The organism is Halotia branconii CENA392, from assembly GCF_029953635.1.
Classification (GTDB): Bacteria; Cyanobacteriota; Cyanobacteriia; order Cyanobacteriales; family Nostocaceae; genus Halotia; species Halotia branconii.
Map to the genome: position 1 here is coordinate 1,824,466 of NZ_CP124543.1, position 19,658 is coordinate 1,844,123.

Annotated in this window: 15 protein-coding genes and 2 pseudogenes; 6 read left to right on the top strand and 11 right to left on the bottom strand. The window is 40.3% G+C overall.

Translation table 11 applies throughout. From position 1 onward, the window contains the following. Nucleotides 1–33: 33 nt before the first annotated feature. On the top strand, nucleotides 34–225 hold the full coding sequence (locus QI031_RS08070; RefSeq protein ID WP_281484670.1) for a hypothetical protein: 192 nt from the start codon (nucleotides 34–36) through the stop codon (nucleotides 223–225). A gap of 190 nt (nucleotides 226–415) precedes the next feature. Here the strand turns inward: QI031_RS08070 and QI031_RS08075 are convergent, their stop codons facing one another. The 4 genes from QI031_RS08075 to petM all read right to left on the bottom strand — a co-directional run bounded on the left by QI031_RS08075 (nucleotide 416) and on the right by petM (nucleotide 3,478). Beyond that, entirely contained in the window at nucleotides 416–1,051 is a 636-nt protein-coding gene (locus QI031_RS08075; RefSeq protein WP_281484671.1) for a Uma2 family endonuclease, read from the bottom strand. Nucleotides 1,052–1,142: 91 nt separating this feature from the next. Further along, nucleotides 1,143–2,060, bottom strand: a complete 918-nt coding sequence (locus QI031_RS08080) for an NAD(+) kinase (protein ID WP_281484672.1) — start codon at nucleotides 2,058–2,060, stop codon at nucleotides 1,143–1,145. A gap of 115 nt (nucleotides 2,061–2,175) precedes the next feature. Continuing rightward, complete coding sequence (locus QI031_RS08085; RefSeq protein ID WP_281484673.1) at nucleotides 2,176–3,174, bottom strand: SDR family oxidoreductase; 999 nt, start codon at nucleotides 3,172–3,174, stop codon at nucleotides 2,176–2,178. A 199-nt stretch (nucleotides 3,175–3,373) separates the two neighbouring features. Further along, nucleotides 3,374–3,478, bottom strand: coding sequence for a cytochrome b6-f complex subunit PetM (gene petM / locus QI031_RS08090; RefSeq protein WP_006199111.1), 105 nt, complete (start codon nucleotides 3,476–3,478; stop codon nucleotides 3,374–3,376). A gap of 413 nt (nucleotides 3,479–3,891) precedes the next feature. Here petM and pdxA point away from each other — a divergent pair, with 413 nt between their 5' ends. Then, nucleotides 3,892–4,968 (top strand): 4-hydroxythreonine-4-phosphate dehydrogenase PdxA, encoded by a 1,077-nt coding sequence (gene pdxA, locus QI031_RS08095; RefSeq protein WP_281484674.1) that lies wholly within the window; start codon nucleotides 3,892–3,894, stop codon nucleotides 4,966–4,968. A gap of 51 nt (nucleotides 4,969–5,019) precedes the next feature. Further along, a complete protein-coding gene (locus QI031_RS08100; RefSeq protein ID WP_281484675.1) occupies nucleotides 5,020–5,652 on the top strand; it encodes a Uma2 family endonuclease in 633 nt (210 codons plus the stop codon). A gap of 9 nt (nucleotides 5,653–5,661) precedes the next feature. On the opposite strand, the pseudogene QI031_RS08105 reads toward QI031_RS08100, so the two are convergent. After that, nucleotides 5,662–6,123 (bottom strand): annotated as a pseudogene (locus QI031_RS08105) (protein rep). 84 nt (nucleotides 6,124–6,207) lie between these two features. Then, complete coding sequence (locus QI031_RS08110) at nucleotides 6,208–6,912, bottom strand: response regulator transcription factor (protein WP_281484676.1); 705 nt, start codon at nucleotides 6,910–6,912, stop codon at nucleotides 6,208–6,210. 566 nt (nucleotides 6,913–7,478) lie between these two features. Between QI031_RS08110 and QI031_RS08115 the strand changes: the two genes are divergently transcribed. Both QI031_RS08115 and QI031_RS08120 read left to right on the top strand, forming a co-directional pair. Beyond that, nucleotides 7,479–9,911 (top strand): NACHT domain-containing protein, encoded by a 2,433-nt coding sequence (locus tag QI031_RS08115; RefSeq protein WP_281484677.1) that lies wholly within the window; start codon nucleotides 7,479–7,481, stop codon nucleotides 9,909–9,911. Nucleotides 9,912–10,117: 206 nt separating this feature from the next. Next, nucleotides 10,118–10,570, top strand: a pseudogene (locus tag QI031_RS08120) (rhodanese-like domain-containing protein); the annotation flags it as partial. Between the two features lie 177 nt (nucleotides 10,571–10,747). Here the strand turns inward: QI031_RS08120 and QI031_RS08125 are convergent. From QI031_RS08125 to QI031_RS08140, 4 genes are all read right to left on the bottom strand, one after another. Beyond that, nucleotides 10,748–11,377, bottom strand: coding sequence for a ribonuclease H-like domain-containing protein (locus tag QI031_RS08125; protein ID WP_281484678.1), 630 nt, complete (start codon nucleotides 11,375–11,377; stop codon nucleotides 10,748–10,750). 140 nt (nucleotides 11,378–11,517) lie between these two features. Then, nucleotides 11,518–12,081, bottom strand: coding sequence for a CAP domain-containing protein (locus tag QI031_RS08130; protein WP_281484679.1), 564 nt, complete (start codon nucleotides 12,079–12,081; stop codon nucleotides 11,518–11,520). 542 nt (nucleotides 12,082–12,623) lie between these two features. Continuing rightward, nucleotides 12,624–15,149 carry an AAA-type ATPase lid domain-containing protein gene (locus tag QI031_RS08135; protein WP_281484680.1) on the bottom strand — a complete coding sequence of 842 codons (2,526 nt, stop codon included), beginning with the start codon at nucleotides 15,147–15,149 and terminating at the stop codon, nucleotides 12,624–12,626. Nucleotides 15,150–15,442: 293 nt separating this feature from the next. After that, a complete protein-coding gene (locus QI031_RS08140; RefSeq protein WP_281484681.1) occupies nucleotides 15,443–17,449 on the bottom strand; it encodes a glycosyl hydrolase family 28-related protein in 2,007 nt (668 codons plus the stop codon). A 380-nt stretch (nucleotides 17,450–17,829) separates the two neighbouring features. On the opposite strand from QI031_RS08140, the gene dhaL reads away from it, so the two are divergent. Then, the gene (gene dhaL, locus QI031_RS08145) at nucleotides 17,830–18,468 is read left to right on the top strand and encodes a dihydroxyacetone kinase subunit DhaL (RefSeq protein ID WP_281485960.1); all 639 of its coding nucleotides are present in this window, start codon (nucleotides 17,830–17,832) and stop codon (nucleotides 18,466–18,468) included. A 117-nt stretch (nucleotides 18,469–18,585) separates the two neighbouring features. Here dhaL and QI031_RS08150 read toward each other — a convergent pair whose 3' ends face one another. Continuing rightward, complete coding sequence (locus QI031_RS08150) at nucleotides 18,586–19,401, bottom strand: carbon-nitrogen hydrolase family protein (protein WP_281484683.1); 816 nt, start codon at nucleotides 19,399–19,401, stop codon at nucleotides 18,586–18,588. Nucleotides 19,402–19,658 lie beyond the last annotated feature (257 nt).

Sequence of the window (19,658 nt, forward strand, 5' to 3'; positions counted from 1 at the left end):
CTTAAAGACGAGATTATTAATGTGCTAGAGGCTATGTTGCATAGTGCAGCCTTTGAATTTGAAAATCGCTCGACAGTTGACCAAGCTCTACAGCGATATAAGCAGGGTAAAGCTGATTTTTCTGATTACCTGATTGGGGCAGTATCTCAACAGGCGGGTTGCACAGAAACCGTGAGCTTCGATGGCAAATTGAAGGGTGAACGAGGATTTCAGTGTCTGAAGTAGCGTTGCCAGCTAACACTGCGTGGCAGCGAACGGTCGAAAGCTACTAGTTCCAAGTTCGAGTTTGTTTGCTGCCGTTGCTCAGTGGAAACCACAATAATTCCACGCACAGATTACCTTACTCAATATCTTTGTAGGTTGCGATCGCCTCTGCTCGAAATATGCGATAATTTTTGATTCAGCCTTAATTGACTCAATGCGTAAGTTCCCCACGCAAAAATCTCCTTAACCACCTAATAGCCTCACTTGTTGTTTGCTCGTTGGCAATTTGGAGGCATTGCTGGACAATTTCTGAAACGTTAGGAAAATAGCTGCTTTCTGTAATTACGTAATTTTCACCCTGCAATCTATAAATTAATAGCTGCTTACTCTTTAACAGCCAAATCTCTGGCACTTTATAAGGTAGATAGTCATCAATACTAGTATAACTAGTAACATCTACTTCAATTACTAAATCGGGTGGAGGGTCATTGAGCCAGTCGATACGCTTCTTACCTACTGCGGATCTCCAATTTTGAATGTAAAAGCAATAGTCAGGCTCAATGCCGCTAACAAGAGGCAAACTCATCGTGATGGGTGTAAATGAGTCGTATGTGCGGTTTAAGTGATCGAGTAAAACTGTTACTATCAATCCCAGCAAGCTCGCATCTCTTCCATGCTCTGGTAAGGGTGACATTAGTAATATCTCTCCAGGTCGATATTTAATGCGAGGCGAGGCGCGATCGCCTAGTTGCTGAGTTAGTGCTTGATAGTCTTGCCAGTCTCCCAAAAGTTTTAACACCGCGCCTGGTGGCAGTTCGATTTTTTCAGGTGTAATTATAGTATGCATACTAGCCTGCCTCGAAAAACTCAGTCTACACAAAACGGTAGCTATTCTTAAATAACCTTCTGTTCAGCGAAAATGAGCGAACAACTACTAATTAAGGTAATTCTACCGAAGTTGGTTTAGCAATATGTGGCAGACCCCAGCCTAACTTCTCCCGCAAAATCCGGAAAAACTCTGTTGGTTGTAGACGAATGAACTTGACACTATATGGCGATCGCTCTAAATATACCCGATCCTCTGGGAAAATGTAGCATCCACCATTGCCATCTACCACCATCACTAACCGAGGGATATTAACTGGGTAAATATTGACAGGTTCTGTATCCGGAAATACTAATGCCCGCGAAGCCAAAGAATGGGGACAAATAGGTACTAGTTGTAACACGGGTACACCAGGGGTAACTACTGGACCACCAGCACTTAAAGAATAAGCGGTAGAACCAGTTGGCGTAGAAACAATCACACCATCGGCGGCAATATCTACTGGTGCATGATGCCCTACGGCAATTTCAAAATGGCACATAGAGGTCAATGGCTCTCGATGTAACACCATTTCATTTAAGCAAAGAGCCTCCCACAGTACCGAGTCTCCCCGCAGCACTTTGACTGTGAGCATGGCTCGTTCTTCAATTTCATACTTACCTGTCATCACCTGCTCTATTGCTTGGGGCAATTGATTTAGGTAAGCTTCCGTTAAAAAACCCATGTGACCAGTATTCACCGTTAGTAGGGGAATACCACAAGGGGCAACCTGACGCGATGCTGCCAAAACAGTGCCATCTCCCCCCAATACAACTGCAAATTCCATGTCTGAGTCAAAACCAGGGGGTGTCAAACCATCAATTGGGGTGTGACATACAGGACTCTCCGGATTAGAGTAGCCAAGTATGCCACCGATACTCGATGTAATACATACATTCCAACCGGCAGCGGTTAGCTTGTCTTTCAACTCGATAGCGACACGACCCGCTATCGGTTTTACGTCATTATAGATAATGCCTGCTTTCGGCACACTTAAATATCCAAGTTTTGGGCGATGCTCTGTCTTAGTAATCGTGACATATTTTGGACAACATAGTCATTAGTCTCAAGTTTAAAGTCCAAAAATTGGTGATGTTAACCACGGACTATTGACTATTAGCCTTTGATGACTGCTTAAATGCAGCCTTTTTCGATTTATCTTTTTTGGTTTTATTTTTCTCGTAGTCTAATTCCTTCAGCTTTTTCATAATTCGGCTAAAGTACTCTTGCAGGTAACTTTCTAGAGTAGTGGTTTGTTGGGGGTCTAATCCAAAGACTTTGTATGTCTCATCCATTGAGGCGTTTAAAGGTCTACCACTTGCCAAAACTTCTGTAAATTCTAGCCTATCTGCTACATTCCAACCCCACTGAAAAAACCGGATGACGCGGCGCACGGTACGCAGGAGGTTGATTGGCATCCGTGTAACTCTGGCTTCTTTGGCAGATAAACGCTCACACAGACTAATAATTTCCTCAGCACTCCAAGCACGAGTACCAACAACAGGGAAAGCTTGTTTTTCAGTTTCTGGCACACTCAAAGCTCGAATCGCAAATTTTGCAATGTCTTGAGTGTCCATATAGGCGATGGGTGAAGAGTTACCAGTTACCCAAACTGGTTGATTTTCTAAAATCGGTATGCCGTATTGACCGATTAACCCTTGCATAAACCCAGCTAATTTTATGATGGTGTAGTTTAATCCAGATTCAGCTAAAAAGAGTTCTGTACAACGTTTAATTTCCATCAGGGGTACTTCTGGGTACTTCTCGGCATCAAGAATAGAAAAGAAGATAAAACGTTCTACGTTTGCAGCTTTTGCTGCTTGAATCAATGCTACCTGACCTTCCCAATCTACCTGTTTTATGGTCAGTGAATCCGTAGCGCGAGAGGTTGCAGCGTCGATGACTGCGTTTACACCTTCTAATGCTTCTGGTAGGGTTTGAGGATCACACAAATCTCCCCGGACTAGTTCTGCACCCCATTCTTTTAGAAAAGCAGCTTTTTTGGTACTCCGGACAAGACAGCGTACCTTATACCCCTCATCGATAGCCCGACGAGCCACTTGTCTTCCTAAGGTGCCAGTAGCACCGACGATTAATAATGTCATGAAGGTCGTAATAAATTTTTAAGTTTTATGAGAAGAATCTTAACAGAATTATCTCTGTAAACAAAAGTTTACATTATTTTTAATCAACTTAATTGATACACAGAGACTGACGGAAAAAGCGTTGTCCGTTTTCCGGACACGCTATTTTCCCAACACAAGCAAGCCTTCCGTCTTTTGTAGTTAGTTGTGAGGTAGAGGATTATTCCTCTGCTCCCTGAATTTTTAACAATAAAGCACCCAAAGCCCAGCCCACGAAGATTAAACCAAAAGACAATAGAGCTGCATTTAAAATTTCGCCACCCATGAGCGTGATTCTCCTTTGCGAATAGATAATTTACGATAATTCTAAAGGTCGCCCTTTAGATTTCCTGTTTTTTGGGCTGTTTGACTAAACTTGATTGCTCAAGTCTAACCTTCACTAGTCCTACGAACCAGGATTTGACCAAGTACATTAGACAGACTTAGGTACACTTAAGGCTTACCTGAAGCTCTACAACAGCTAACTTTGGATTAAACCTGTGTAAACAATTCTAAACCAGTTTTACGGTCAATCCCTATTATCGGTAGATAAGAACAGTCTGAAAATACTAATATGCTGTAATTAAATGTACAGCCGAGTACAGTCGTACCTGTTGCAAAGAAGCAAGCTAAGCGTAACGTCTCCAAAAATTGGGTCAAGTCTGTTCCCTGTTCCCTATTTCCTGTTCCCTGCAATCTATGCATCAACTCAACCCAAATCAAATATTAAAGTCTCATCTCAAAAATCCTCTGCGTTTAGCATTAACGTTGGGAGACCCAGCCGGAATTGGCCCAGAAGTGATTTTGAAAGCTTTAGCAGACTTTGAAATTAGTCAAAAGTATGATGTAACAATTATCGGGAATAAAGATTTACTAATACAAACTTATAATCAGCTAAATTCAACAACTTTAGCAAATCCAGACCAGTTGCAGATTATTGATGTGCCATTAAATAAAGAGATTGCCGATCAAATTATGATTGGTACAGGTAATGCAGCCAGTGGTGCGGCTAGTTTTGCTTATATGGAATATGCGATCGCTCACACACTAGCTGGTAAATTTGATGGCATCGTTACAGCCCCCATCGCTAAATCTGCTTGGAAGGCCGCAGGCTATAATTATCCAGGACAAACAGAACTTTTAGCCCAAAAGTCTAGTGTTGATCGCTTCGGCATGTTATTTGTAGCGCGATCGCCTCATACTAACTGGACACTTCGGATTTTGCTTGTTACCACACATATTCCCTTATGTCAAGTAGCAGACACATTAACACCGCAGTTGCTCACTCAAAAATTAGATTTGCTGGTGGAGTGTTTAGAAACAGATTTTGGGATAATTAAAGGGAGAATTGCGATCGCAGGTTTAAATCCCCACAGTGGCGAACAGGGACAATTGGGAACAGAAGAACAAGATTGGTTAATTCCCTGGTTGGAACAAGAACGGCAAAACCGCCCCAATTTACAGCTAGATGGGCCAATACCACCAGATACAATGTGGGTGAAGCCGGGTCAAGCTTGGTATGGTAATTCTTCTGTGCAGAATCCAGCTGATGCTTATTTAGCACTTTACCATGACCAAGGCTTAATTCCTGTGAAGCTGATGGCATTTGATCGTGCAGTTAATACTTCTATTGGTCTACCTTTTGTGCGGACTTCCCCAGACCACGGAACCGCGTTTGATATTGCAGGTAAAGGAATTGCTGATGCTACAAGTATGAAAGCAGCGATAGAATTGGCCGCTGAATTGGTTAGTCAAAGAATAGCTGCAATAAATTAGAACTTTTTATTATTTCAAGCTCATTTCAATTTTGCTTTGAGGAATTAAACCGTGACTCAAGCCTTACCCAAAATATTTACATTTGAAGAATTTGCTGCTAAATATCCAGACAAATCAGGAAAGCATTATGAACTCCATGATGGAGAAGTAGTCGAAATGCCACAACCAACAGGCGACCATGAAGAGATTGTCACATTTTTAGCGACAAAAATCACTTTAGAATATAGTCGCCTCAGTCTGCCGTATGGCATACCCAAGACAGTATTAGTTAAACCACCTCAACGTGAATCTGCTTACTCGCCAGATGTGCTGTTGTTAAATCGCCCCAATTTAGTAAATGAACCTCTGTGGAAACAAAAATCAACTGTTATTCAAGCAGCATCTATTCCTTTAGTGGTTGAGGTGGTGAGTACTAATTGGCGGGATGATTATCATAAAAAATACGCTGACTATGAGGAAATGGGGATTCCTGAGTACTGGATTGTTGATTATGCTGCTTTAGGCGGTAGAGAGTTTATTGGTAAGCCCAAACAACCTACTATTTTGGTTTGCTGTTTAGACGAAGGCGAGTATCAAATTAATAAATTTCGAGGAGATGAGCGTATTCAGTCCTTAGTATTTCCAGATTTGAATTTAACGGCACAACAGATTTTTGAGGCTGGAGGGACAATAGTAAATTCATAGGAAAAATAATTATTCTTCTATTTTGAACTTGTGTAATTTGCGCTCCCATCTGGCAAATAAACTCCCCTCGTCAACCTCATCTGTCTGTTCACTTTCATTAATGAGGTCTTGGTTTTTCTCTTCTAATTCACGCATATACTGCCTGAGTATACCTCCAACTGCGATCGCTCTGATTTTATGCAGCTGACGGGTTAATTCTAAAAACCATTCTTTATCAGCTACCAAATCTGATTCTTTCACCTAATACTTGAGAATTTCTGGAATCAGCAGCGTCGGGTCATGGTGTTTTGCGATCGCGCTAATATGAGTAATGGGTTGGTAATCAATCCGTAAGCACTTTTGCCACAATGCGACCCATTTAGCATGAGAAAGGTAGCCATGACTGAAATAAGAAGGTTGCACCATTGCCAAAATATGCAAATGTGGGTGTGCTGATACTCTGTCTCTTTCTTTGGTAACTTCTACTTCCATTAAACCTTAACGCTTCTCTGTGTTAAAAAAGTAGTATTTTTAAACCCAGACAGACGCAGAGTTTTACTAAATTTAACCCGTGCTTTATTCCGGCAGTTCAAACTTGTAACCATAACCTCGAACGGTTTTAATAAACTCAGGTACACTAGTATCAACTTCCATCTTCTTGCGAAGTTGACCAATATGCACATCAACTACCCGGCCATCTCCCACATATTCGCAACCCCAGATTTTTTGAATTAGCTGTGGACGACTCCAAGCTTGTCCAGGATGACTTGCCAAAAAATGCAAGATATTAAACTCCAAAGCTGTTAAAGCTAAAGGCTTATTATTAAGTGTGACTTCCCGACCATCGGGATTAATTGCTAGCTGCTTAAAAACGAGGCGCTGTGTTGGAGAAGGGTTGATAGTGCGTATGCGTCTCAAGAGTGCTTGTATGCGGACTTCCACTTCTGCCAGACTAAAAGGCTTAGTCATAAAGTCATCAGCACCAGCAGCAAGAATTTTAATTTTATCAGCTTCGTCAGTCCGTCCAGTCAAAATCATCACTAAAACATTAGTCCGACTTTGCATTTCTTGGCAAAGGTGATAACCGTTTGTATCTGGCAAATTCCAATCTAAAATTACCAAAGCTGGATCGAAGTTATCAAACAATGAAAGAGCAGTTTTACCATCTGCGGCAGACTCTATTTGATATTTTCGACTTAAAAAGCGATATATAAGATTACGGACACTGAAATCGTCATCCACAACAAGAATTTTGGGATTTGTAGCAGAAAGCATAACCATAACGTTTTAGCCTATTGTTGATCTGGCGATTCGCTGTGGGTAGATATATTTATTGAGAAGCCACTCTTAGAACATCTTGTTGCACGCACTTTTTGGGAGATTTATTTACGCCTACCCTGGTTTATTACGTAGACGTAAAGCAGCTTGTCGCCAGACATTGTCACTGTATTACTTAGCCATATTTAATTTTCTATTAAATTTATGAAAACTTCAGCTATACTAATGCATACCAAATGTATGAGTTTTGTTTGAATTTGGTATGTCTTTGGTATTTAGTGGTATGATTTTAAGTCTTCTGGGTTAACAAAAACTTTATTTTGGGTATATTCTCTTATCTACAAATAAACTTTGCTGAGCTTTGCCCTTGAACCGTACCCCTAGAGAACGTTTCAGCGAACGGCTAAGCCTTTTTCCCTCTTGGTTATTATAACTTCTGTAATATATTTGACTCTCAAATTACTCAAAGGGAATACCTTCTATGTAAGACTATAAGGCATTTTTCCGGATTGCATCTACGTACATCCATAATATTGACTGTAAAAAAGCATAAGTATACTATTCGGAATATGACCAGCCAAGGACTAAGAGCATCACCAGAAGGCATCAGAACAGCAAAAATAGCTTTAACTGATAAAACCCTAAGTCAGCATAAATTAGCAGTATCTTTAGGTATTACACGTCAACCAGTGTCTAAGTTTTTTGCAGGTGAACCAGTTTCTCGTAATTGTTTTGTGCAAATTTGCCAACAACTAGGACTATCTTGGCAAAAAGTCGCTGGTTTACCTGAAAATATTGCATTTCAGGTGGGCGCTAAAGTACGTACTGATAGTATTGATACTGATAAATTAGTATATGAACTACGCCAAAAACGTCAAGATAAAATCCATGACCAATGCAGTACTCTACAAATGCTGGATATTGCTCAGCCAATTTTATTGAGTGACATTTACACTAACATAAATATCTTAGAAGAAATAACCAGCCAAAAATGGCTAGAGATTTCAGAACTATTAAAAGATTTTAACCCCGACTTAAACTTCAATCGACTCGGAGGAGATAAGCAGCCAAGAAGTTTACCAGGATTAGAAGCTGCATTGCGATACTCAAAGTTAATGATGCTAGGTAAGCCAGGTTCAGGCAAAACCACATTTTTACAGCATCTAGCAATTGAGTGTAATCAAGGTAAATTTCAACCGCATCTTATAGCAATATTTATCAGACTAAAAGAATTTGCTGAGGATGCTAAAAGTGAGAATGAATTCAATTTATTGAAATTTATCAGCCAGGAATTTCTCAGCTGTGGGATTGACGAAGAATCAACTACAACCATACTAGCTCAAGGTAAAGCGTTGGTTTTGCTAGATGGATTAGATGAAGTGCCATCTTCTCAGGCAGATAAAGTTACTAGAGAACTACGCAGATTTACACAATATTACTATAAAAATCAGTTTGTTATGAGCTGCCGAATTGCTGCTCAACAATACAAATTTCCAGGATTTACAGAAGTTGAGGTCGCAGATTTTAACTATGAACAAGTCGAAGTTTTTGTGAAAAACTGGTTTTTTGCTGTCGCGCACAAGTCAAGAGAAGACGGGGAAGCTACAGGAAATTTATTTATTCATCAATTGAACCTCTCAGAAAATCAGCAAATTCGAGAATTGGCTGTAACACCGCTATTTTTGCATTTAATTTGCTTGGTGTTTCAAGAGAAAGCTGGATTTCCATTTAATCAAACTAAGTTATATGAGCAGATATTAAATATCCTGCTAACTAGATGGGACGAAGTGAAAGGTATTAAACGAGTGCAGGCATACCATAATTTAACTATCGCAGCAAAGAAACAACTATTGTATCATATTGCTGCTATTACTTTTGAACAAGGTAATTTATTTTTTGAGCAAGAGAAAATTCAACATATAATTGCTGATTATTTAGGCAACTTTGGCAATAACAATACAGACTTAAGTGAAGTTTTGCTGAAAGAAATTGAAGTCCAGCATGGTTTTTTGGTAGAACGAGCAAGAGGAGTTTACTCTTTTTCTCACTTGACATTGCATGAGTATTTTACTGCTAAAAATATTGTTGAAAATCACCAATTAAACTTTGGGGAAAATCTCGTAAATCAAATAACTAAAAAACACTGGCATTATATATTGTTCTTAACCGTGAGCATGTTGCCTAAAACTGATGAAATCTTATGGTTAATGAAACACAAAATTGATTCGTTAGTATCTGCTGAAGTTAAAATACAAGACTTTCTCATTTGGCTGTATCAAAAATCAGGTTCAGTCTCTACTCACTACAAAGCAGTAGCTATTCGCGCTTTTTACTTGGTTTGCGTTGGAAGGACTCCGCAGGATAATTATTTGAGAGAACGCCTTGTACAGGCTTGTAGGCATAGCTTCGTTTATTCTGCTGGTGTTGTGACAAGAAAAGACAACCTTAGTTCTTGTTGTCAGCTTCGTTCTTTTATTCATACTCCTAACTATAGCTTGGAATGTGCCCTACTTGGCGATATAGCTTTTAACCCTGACCTTGCCCTTGATGAGTTTTTAACTAGTACTCTTACCTGTGTTAGTGAGCTGAATTTTGCTTTGAAGCATAGTCTCAAAAATGCTATTTTTATTGATCATGTCCATGCTCTAAGCATTGCTTTTAATGAAGCTCTGGAATTATTATCAGAATCTGAATTTAAGCAAGTTTTACACAATCTTAAAAAAGAACTACCTCAGACAGATCATAATTCCCATAATTTTAGAGAATGGTGGCAGACTAATGGTCAACTTTGGGGTCAAAAGCTCAGAAATGGAATCATTAAATATCGTAATATCGGTCATGATTGGCAGTTTAATCAACAGCAAATAGAACTGCTACATCAATATTACGACGCTAATAAGTTATTAGTGGATTGTCTAAATTGTGCAGTAAATATAACTCCATTAATACGCCAAGAAATTGAGGAAACGTTATTATTAGCCAATTGCCATATTAAACACTAATATTGTTATATTTAAGATATATTTTGCATATCAAATTTTTAAAGTTAAACATAAATTATTTTGACTGCTAATTAACTATTAAAAATTTCAGTATGATGCTTATCTACCATAAGAGATATTTTGAAATATTCATACCAGAGAAAGATAAATTGTATTTATATAATTCGTTAAGTTGCTACTAATGCAACAAGTTAGGTAAAGCTTAAATGAATAACAATGTGCTAAACAATATCATTCCCTCACAGCCACCAATTGAGGGTCAGTCTGATGCTTATGCACTTAAGTCTAGATTGGAATGGGGCGAACCGGCTTTTACAATATTGGATATACGCGATCGCATGACCTACAATGAAGGTCACATTATGGGTGCGATGCCCATGCCAATGGAAGATTTGGTAGATAGAGCTTCGTCATCTTTAGAAAAGAGCCGTGACATCTACATTTATGGTGCTAGCGATGAAGAAACAGCCCAAGGCGTACAAAGTTTGCGTGCTGCTGGGTTTAAACATGTATCTGAACTCAAAGGCGGTTTGGCAGCATGGAAGGCCATTGGAGGCCCAACAGAAGGTATAGTTGAAGCTATGACTCCCGCAGGTGCGGATGATTACAATGTTGTAGCTCGGATGCAAAATCACCAAGAAAATCAACAAAAGGCAGTGAGTACGCCGACACAAAGCACTACACAATCACCAACTCCCGCAACTACACAAGAACCCACAAACGAATCTAATGTGGGATTAAAAACAGAAAATCAGCCAGAAAATCAGCAGAAAGACGAATAATAGTCGAAATACAAAAAACAAACATTAAAGTTATTTGACTAACGATCATTGACTTCAGTGTTCAAATAAATCCTTAAATTGCAGTAAATCTAAGGAAACTATCGTTGGCAGAACTTGAAAGCATTCTTGAGCAAGTTCCCAACGATCTTCTCGTTGCAGCATTTCAATGAGCTTTTGCCGAACAGTAAGTAAGTAGCGGACATCATTGGCAGCATAACTAAGTTGAGCCTCAGATAAATTAGCAGCGTTACCCCAATCAGAACTTTGAGCGCTTTTATCTAATTCTACTTGTGTTAATTCTTGCACCACATCCTTGAGTCCGTGGCGATTAGTGTAAGTGCGGGCTAGCTTACTAGCAATTTTGGTACAAAAAATTGGCTGAACTTTGATAATTAGGTAATGGCGTAAAGTCGCAACGTCAAAACGAGCAAAGTGGAATACCTTCACCACATTTGCCGCTTCTAGGAGTTTTTTGAGATTGGGGGCATTCGTTTGACCTCTGGCTATACGAATCACCGTTACCTTACCTTCAAGGTTGCATAACTGGACAAGACACAAGCGATCGCGTTGGGGTAACAAACCCATAGTTTCGGTATCAACCGCGATCGCTTCGGATTCTAAATATTCGCTAAGGGCAGCATCACTAAGATCGCGATCGCTAACCTGAAAATCTTGTAATCTCATGAATCACTCAACAATAAATGCAGTGTCTTCCAGATAAATTTACCGTTAAACACTACATTATTATTGTGCAAAAAATCAGCAATTAAATTTATTTAATACAAATAGGCATAAAATCTACTCGTTTATTTTTTACTGTTTAGTTATTTCCGCCGCGCTGTACTAGTATGAACAAAAATTTGCGTGAGGTAAACTTCGCCTTGCTGATTGGCAGCAACGCCAATCCCAGTGAGGTTGTAATTCCCTCTCAGGTTCTTTAAATGTCCAGGACTTTCCAGCCAACCAATAACAGCTTGACTAGCGGGATTAGTGTACCCTTGATTAAAAGCGACATTTTCTGCTGCACTGTTGTAGTGCAGGGGAATAGCTTTGACCCTAAGTTCAAATCCCTGATGGCTAAATGGGACTTTACCTCTAGCCATATTTTGACTATGAATCCTTGCCTGTCGAGTAATATTTGCATTTAGTTTCAACTTTGGCAGTTTTTTAGAAGCCCGATATCGATTAATTTGGTCAAAAACTGATTTTTCTAAAGCAGTTGTTTGAAAAACAGTAGTCGATGCTGCAACCTGATTTGAAGGAATCGATAACGGTTGATCGTCAGTGGCTTGTTTGGTTGAACTGTGACTTGGTACAGGAGCATTCATTAATCCCGTGGCAAGGACAAGCGTACTTAAAGCGATGCCAAAAGCAGTTTGTCGGAACATGGAGACTTACGCAATATATACTTAGTTAGACCTATACTCTACCTTCTTGTTCCTAAAATATATACCAGGATACTTTTCAAAATTAATAAATTTAGGACAACTTGGCAGATTTTTTACAGAAAATACAAGTACTAGCCTCCGAATTTTAAATATTTAGATGGATCAGGCTTCTAAAGCCACAATTGTTGCTTGATACTAGGAGATAACATGATCAGTTCTTCAATGAATAGTGTATTTTCCACTAGATAAATGTTATGTCAACTACATTTTTTTAAAAAACTTAGTCTGAAATTTTATACTTAAGTACTTAGGGCTTGTTGAGAAAGTCCTTTGGTGAGGGTAGGCAATAGAGAACAGGGAACAGGGAACACTTCGGCTACGCGGTAGTTGAATCTCGACTTCGCTCGATTGCCGCGTAGTCGAAACTTAGTGCATTGCAGGGAACAATTTTATAGCCGTAGCCACATAGGTTAGGACATTTTAAAAGCATGAATGCTAGGAATGGCAATAGTTTTACCTCCTGCCCCCTGCCTTTTGGAAGCTTAAACCACAATTATCGCCCACATACTAGCTCCCAGAACGATAGCAGCTAGATATTGCCAGAACATTACTCTAAATGGTTGGCGGGCAATTTTTTGGGTTAATACTATCGTTAACAGCACAGAAAAAATCAGAGTAGCACCTTGCAAAAAGTCAATTACAGCGGGGTGAGCTACTAAGATTGGCAATTGTTCACCATTTAAACCAAAAGTAGCCAAACTTACAGGCAAAATCCGTCCACCTTCGCTCAACCCCAAACGTAGATAGTGAGCTAAGTTACCTCCTAATACTAAGGGGAGATAGCCATAGGCAAGTTCAACAAATGGTCGAAGCTGACGCTGAAAATTGAACAGATATATCAAACCATAAGCTACAAAGGTAACAAGAACTGGGATAGTTAAAGCCAGCAGCGAAAATCCTAAGTGTTGCCAAAACGAAGTTAAATTCAGTTGCAACCCCAACCAAGATTGCAACTCACTCAAGCGATGCAGATATACTCCACCCAAGAGCAAAAATAACAACGCCACTTCATAAGTGCGAGGAACATGAGTTGTCCACAGTTCGATGCCAGGGGGACGTAAATTGAACTCGACGGAACGATGAGGACAGGCTTTCAGACAAGTCATGCACAGTACACAGTCTCGGTTATCTTCTAATTGGGCAGGGTGAGAGTATAACGGACAACCGTTAGTTTCCATACCTTCACCTTTTTGAGGACCACCTTTATAACATTGATATGTAGTACAAGTTGCCGAACAAATGCCTTGCTGCGCCCTCAGTTCAGTCATTGAAAGTTTGGCAAATAAACCATTCATGCCGCCAATCGGACAGAGATAGCGACACCAAAACCGCCGTTCAAAGATGGCAGAAAAAATCATTGCCCCAGCGGTGATTAATAGCAGCAAACAAGCGCTCAGGTAGGCTGTATTTTCTAAATCCCAAAGTTCTTCCCACAGGAAAATTAGAGTAAACAAACCAAATAAAAACCATCCGCCCCATTTTTCAGCTTGTTCTCTTGGCCAACGCTTGAGTTGTCTGGGAAACAACCACAAGGAGAGTTTTTGCGTAATTTCACCGTAAATCATGAAGGGACAGACCGAACACCATACCCGACCTAAGAAAGGAAAAAGAAACAGGAAAAAAGGCCACCACCAAGCCCAAAATAAATTTAAAGCAAAATTGCGATCGCGTGTTTGAGGACCAATAAATAATACTCCTACTAAGATCGCAAAAGCCGCAACAGTAAAGCCATAATTAATGCGATCCGGCCACCAATCACTACGTAAAAATCGCCGTAAACGGGGATAAGTATTTAACAGATTTACCCGAAATCGCTTTTTCTTCGTTTCGGCTGGCCAGAAGATTTCTTCTGTGAGTACGCTGGTATCTTCCGCTTGGACAATCGCCCGTTCTACGAGATTTTTTAATTCCTTGAGATTACCAGGAAAATCATAAGACTGTAAGCGACGTACAGCTTCTGGGGCTATATGCGGTTTAGCGATCCCTTTAGCTCGAATATAAAGACTGATGTAATATTCTACTTGTGCTTGAATATCAGCTTTTCGTACTCGGATTGGTGGTACTTTAATCACACGACCGACAGAGCGTTCAATTATTGGCTGTGTCTGTTCCGAAACAATGAGAATACGGGCTTTGTTATGCTGAGGTTCAGCAGGTGGCTCTCCAGGACGAGAAACAGGATTGTATGTATTCGTTTGCAGTAACTGTGTGACAGCAGGTAATAACTCTGGGGGTAGTTCTTGGATATTGTTGAAAACAATAGTTCCTTCATCTAGCCATTGCAGTAGTCCTGGTTTACCCCCAGCGCGGCCAAATAAATCTGCACCACTAGTTTGGAGAATCCTACAATCAACTTTAATAATTGGTTCTCGTCGTTTAGCAGAACCAAAGTGAATTAAAGCAGCTATATTATCTTTTTCTAGTCCTGGTTCCCCAAAAATCTCCACAGATTGGCGCTCATTAGCTGCTTCTCTAATTTGCTCACGCAAACGCACAGCATAGCGACTCGTACCGACAATTCCCCGTTGAGCTTTGGGGACTAAATACGGTCGCAAAGCTACAGAACGCTCTTGTTCATAACCCAGAGCCGATGTCACCTGCGCCAATTCTTGCGCCAATTGCCGAGAAAAAGCTTGAGTAATTTCAGGATATTGGTTGACTAATGCCTTAAATTGTGAATTAGATACAACCCATAAATTACATTCTGTGACAGTAGTAATTGTGCAAGCAGCTAATTCATCCAGCAGTAATTCTTTGAGGTGAATTACTGCTCCAGGAAGAAACCCACAAGCTAAAGCCGGGTCGTTTTTATTGGTAGTATCGCTTTCGAGTTGACCTGCATGAAGAACATAAAGGGCTTCTGGGGAAGTACCTTCATCAACTAGAGTTTTATCAGCTGGTACAACTTGTTCTTCGATAACTTGAGCGATCGCATTTAAAACCTCAGGTGAGAGAATACCTAAAGCCGTGCGTTCTTGTAGCCATGTAACCATTTCTGGAGATGTCATCAACAGTTCTCCGTTACCGCTGCTGTATAAAAGAATTATCCCTGAAATGAATGTACAAAATATAGCGTTTCTCGATTGTATGCAATACACTCCAGTCAGGAAAAGGGGCTAGGAACTAGGGGCTAGGGGCTAGAGTGGTATATTTAAAAGAAAACCGCTATATCTAAATTTAGTTTTGATAAGAGGCAGGGCATGGGGCATAGACAATTATCAGTTACCAGTTATCAGTTTTCATTGTTAACTGTTCACTGTTCACTGCCCTTTGCTCCCCTGCTTTTTGACAATTTCGGGAGTTATTCAAACCCTTTATACAGTACTAAAGCTCGTCCGTTTGCAGCCGTCCTCGCAGGAATTTCATTGCGGTTGAGCTTTCGAGTAATACCTTGGCGTGTTTCTTCAACCCAAGTTTGAAAGCTAGCTCCATTAAAATGGGCTTCACCAACACCAGCAAAACTAGAAGCAGCATTAATAATGCGGAAAATTGGTTCCTGTTTTTTAATGCCATTAGAAAAAATTAATGCACCCAGAAGTTCTGTAAAACCACCATTACTAGTTTCAATTTTGGTTTTACCTTGTTCTGTCTTAAAACCGAGAATCCAAAGCTTAGCACCATTATTGACGACATTAGTTGTCGTTGATCCTTCAACATTTAGCTGTCGAGTCCAAATACTTTGATCTGAATTGAGGAATCTAACTTTATCCGTTGTCACATCATCGATGAAGAGATCACCAGATCCTGTACTTTCAAAATCGAAGTTTTCAATACTACGAAAGACAACAGTACGGTCAGCAACGCTCCTCCAATTAACTTGAGAGCCACGCCTGATGTAAAAATTCTCAATTATCAGAGTTGGTTGAGATCCTTTGTCTGCGACTATTTCTCCTTTACCCTCAATCCATCCCTGAGTTCCGATAAATCTTCGCAGGTTTTTTCTCAGTCGCAATGTTCCATTGATAGTAAAGTTCCCCCTTCTTGGTACGACTACGGTTGTAGCACCAGAATCAATTGCTGCTTGAAAAGCAGCAGTATCATCCTTTTTGTCATTTGGTTTGGCTCCAAACTTCTCAACACTAACCCATGCTTTGGGATCATCCCAAGGTAGTTGAGGAAATTGCCTAATCGGCAGTTGCAGAGACTCTTTCGATAACTCTTTTGATTTACTAGATGCAGGAAATTCGGCAATTATGGGGCGAGAAGTATATTCATTAATTGTAGTTCCTGAAATGTTACCAACTGCATTTCGTGCTTTACTTGAAAGCACATTTTTGTAACCTGCACCTGATATATTTCGAGCATAAATAAAGCCTGTAGAAGAAATTGCAGGTACTTTTTTAGCATTACCACTACCAACAAGACGAGCATTTAATAGTGTCAACATACCTCCAGTTTGATAACCTGAACTTTGATCGCTACCATTAATAATTGCTGGTACAGAATTAAGACTATAAAGATTTTCCAGACTCATTATTTGCCCACGATTGAAGATACCAGCCCTATTTTGATTGCGAACTGTGATGTTCTGCATCGTGATCCCAGCAATCACATTATTGGTACGTATTCCGTAATCGAATCCTACAACCTCAACATTCTCCACTAACAATGGGCCAACTTCACCATGTGTTAATGCCAGACCAGTTGTTCCTTGGCCGTCAGGAGAAATAATCTTGACGCTCCGCACAGATCCTAAATTATTGGCAATAAAATTGAGTCCTTCTGCTCCTGGATTTTTCTTTCCTATATTAATAGTCAGATTTCTGACTGAGTTAGCAAAACGTTGAGCTTTTTTACTCGCACTGAATGCTTTCGCATTTGGATTTAAGTCGGGATCAAACCCTGTAGATATTAATGGTCGAGGCTTTTTTGGATCTTGAAATTTGGCAGAAGAATCGTTTAATTGAATAGTTACGCCATCTTGGCTTTGTCCTTGCAGTATAGTCCGCTTGTAGTCACTGGCAGAAATTCTTCCAGGCGGCCAATGTAGAGAATCAGAAATGTTATATGTACCATTGGGCAAATAAATAATCCGCCCTCCACTGGGAAATTGACTCAGTGCCTTTTGAATCGCTTTTGTATCATCTTTGCCATCGTTGGGCTTAGCTCCATATTCTGATGCAGTCACATCAATCACTGCTGCACTTTTAGGAAATACAATATTTTCTTGTAAGTTTTGGTTTGTTTGTGCAAGTACAAGCTGGTTTTGACTATTGTTGTTGTTATAGTTAACGCAAGAAGTAGCTAAGGTAGCTACTATGAGTGTAGGAGTGAGTTGTTTTAAAATTGACTTTTGAGAAGGCAACACCAACTGAATCTTCTCTCGGCTAAATTGACTACTTAATTACTATATACTTCACCAAAGGTGGCGGGAAGCCCACTTCTTCAAGGAGTGTCCGTGATAGCACTTCGGCTCCTTTTAACTGCGCTATTTCGGCTACGCTCAGTACAAGTCAAGGCGAGACGCTCAGCGACCATCGCCCTGCCATTGTCCGGTGTCAGTAGTCAGTAGTCAATAGCAAATACAACTGGCTACTGACCACTGATCACTGACGCTAAATCCTACCTCTTCAAGGGGCGGGATGAACTTAATACTTCCAATTTATCAGAGAAAATGCGTATACTTTCTAATTTTTTATAAGCTGGCCATATCAGTAATCACATCAAAGCTAGCTGGAGGCAGACAAAATTGTGGATAAAGAGCAGATATTGCAATGGTTACAGGCATTTACAACTGAAATAGAAAAAAATAAGGAATACTTAACTGAATTAGACGCAGTCATTGGTGATGCTGATCATGGTATCAACATGGATCGTGGTTTTAAAAAAGCGATCGCCCAGTTACCGAATGTTACAGAGCAAGACATCGGTAACATTTTAAAAACGGTAAGTATGACTCTGATTTCTAGTATTGGTGGTGCAAGCGGCCCTCTATACGGTACATTTTTTCTTCGAGCCAGTACAGTAGTCGCTGGCAAGTCTGAATTAACTGCACAAGATTTACTAGAGATGCTTCAGGCTGGCTTAGACGGCGTACTGCAACGTGGTAAAGCGCAACTGGGAGATAAGACAATGGTGGATGTGTTATCTCCTGCTGTAGTGGCTTTTGGGCAAGCTGTAGGAACGAATAAGGTGATATTGCCAGCAATGCAACAAGCTATAGCAGCAGCCCAAGAAGGATTGCAAAACACCATACCAATGCTGGCTAAAAAAGGACGAGCTAGTTACTTAGGGGAACGCAGCATGGGACATCAAGATCCAGGAGCTACCTCGTCTTATTTGATGTTGAAAAGTTTATTGGAAACTTTAGAAAACAAGACACAGTGAAGGGAGCAGAAGAAGCAAGGGAGCAGGGAGCAGGGAGACAAGGAGAAAGAGGTAATTTTTCTTTATCCCCCTTGCGCCCTGCCCCCTGCCCCAATTCTTCTTCTTCTTGCCCCATGCTCAACTAAACACCCGATGTTGCAATGAAGGCATTTGACGGCGAACTTGCTCTAAACGCGAAGGATTAATTTCTGCGATCGCAATTCCCGGTTTTTCGCCAGCATCAGCTAAAATTACACCCCAAGGGTCAATAATCATTGCGTGTCCGTGGGTTTGGCGACGGTCATAATGAGTGCCTGTTTGGGCGGGAGCAATGATATAAGAGGTATTTTCAATGGCTCTTGCTTGGAGTAATACTTGCCAGTGGTCTTTGCCAGTGAAGGCAGTAAAGGCCGCAGGCACAAATATGATATCGGCTCCTTTATCTGATAGATGTCGGTATAATTCCGGAAAGCGGACATCGTAGCAAACAGAAAGACCTATACTACCTAGTTTTTCGGAGAAGTACACCGATGGTAGTTGCTTACCAGCCATCACAGTACTAGATTCTCGATAGGTGTTGCCGTCAGGGACGTTAACATCAAATAGATGTACTTTGTAGTAACGGGCGAGTTCTTCACCGCTAGGATCAACGAGTATGGTAGTGTTATAGACTTTGCCTGTATTATCTACTGGGACTGGAAAACTACCGCCCAAGATCGTAACCTGAAAGCGCTGAGCCATTTTTTTGAGAAATTGTTCACTTTCATTGGCAATAATTTCCCCTTGAGCAAGTTTGTCTTTTTCTTCTCCCATAAAAGAAAAGTTTTCTGGCAAACCTACCAATTCAGCACCTCGACGCACAGCAAGATCAATTAACTCTTCTGCCTGTGCCAAATTTCTATGTAGGTCAGGCACACTGGTCATTTGAATAGCGGCTGCTAAATAAGACTTCATAGATTCAACAAAAAACAGTGGATTTGTGCGGTTATAGATTCTCAAATATACCGTTACTTAAAGAACTGTGGGGCTGAATTAGACATAAGTAAGCTTTATTTTTCTTTAAGAATCGCCAATATTAGTGTTTCTGAGCAATCTTCCCAGAGTTATAGGAAAATGAGTCAGGTTAAGTGAGGTTTGTTATTAAACCTTAATAAATACTATCTGTTATGTTAGTAGATGCTTCCGTTTCAGTTCCACCTTTGATCAAGACG